Source organism: Mycolicibacter sinensis (assembly GCF_001673565.1).
Taxonomy (GTDB): Bacteria; Actinomycetota; Actinomycetes; order Mycobacteriales; family Mycobacteriaceae; genus Mycobacterium; species Mycobacterium sinense_C.
Genome location: NZ_LZMF01000111.1, coordinates 1 through 790 on the forward strand (window position 1 = coordinate 1; position 790 = coordinate 790).

General features: G+C 65.9%; 1 protein-coding gene. It reads right to left on the reverse strand.

All coding sequences use genetic code 11. The annotated features are described in order from the left end of the window. Window positions 1-790: acyltransferase domain-containing protein (locus A5648_RS15840; RefSeq protein WP_131810582.1), on the reverse strand; the 790-nt coding region annotated here is incomplete at both ends.

The following is a 790-nucleotide window of genomic DNA, read 5'->3' on the forward strand; positions in this document are numbered from 1 at the left end:
TCGATGAAGGTGCCGTACTTCTCCGCCGCGGCACCGATGGCCTGGCTGACCCGGGCGGGTTGGCGCACGTTGTTGGCCCAATAGTCGGCGTCGAGCACCGGAGCCGGCCCGGCCGGATCGACCACCGTGGAAATAAACGGGATCTGCGGCGGCACCGGAACCACCCCGGCCAACTGCGCACGCAACTCCCCCAGAATCGGATCCATGAACGCGGTATGGGAGGCCACCTCCATATTGACCCGCCGAGCAAACCGCTCCCGAGCGGCCACCGCCGCAATCACCGCATCCACATCAACCGGCGAACCCGCCACCACCGTCTGCCGCGGCGACAAATACCCCGCCACCGCCACCTGCGGATAATCCGCCAACAACTCCAGCGTGGCCGCCGCATCCAACTCCAACAACGCCACCGCACCCTGACCGGCCTGCCGCGACATCAACGCCGAACGCACCGCAATCACCTTCAGGCCCTGCTCCGGGGTCAACGCCCCGGCCACCACCGCCGCCGAGACCTCCCCCATCGAATGCCCGATCACCGCATCCGGAACCACCCCATAGGAACGCCACAACGCCGCCAACGCCAACTGCAACCCCATGATCACCGGCTGCACCTGCGCATCACCGGAAATCTCCGCACCCGAGGCAATCACCTCACGCAGCGAAAAACCCACCTCGCGGACAAACACCGGCTCCAACTGCTCAACAGCCGCAGCAAACACCGGCTCATCAGCCAACAACCGACGACCCATCCCCGCCCAATGCGAACCCTGACCCGAGAACACGAACACCG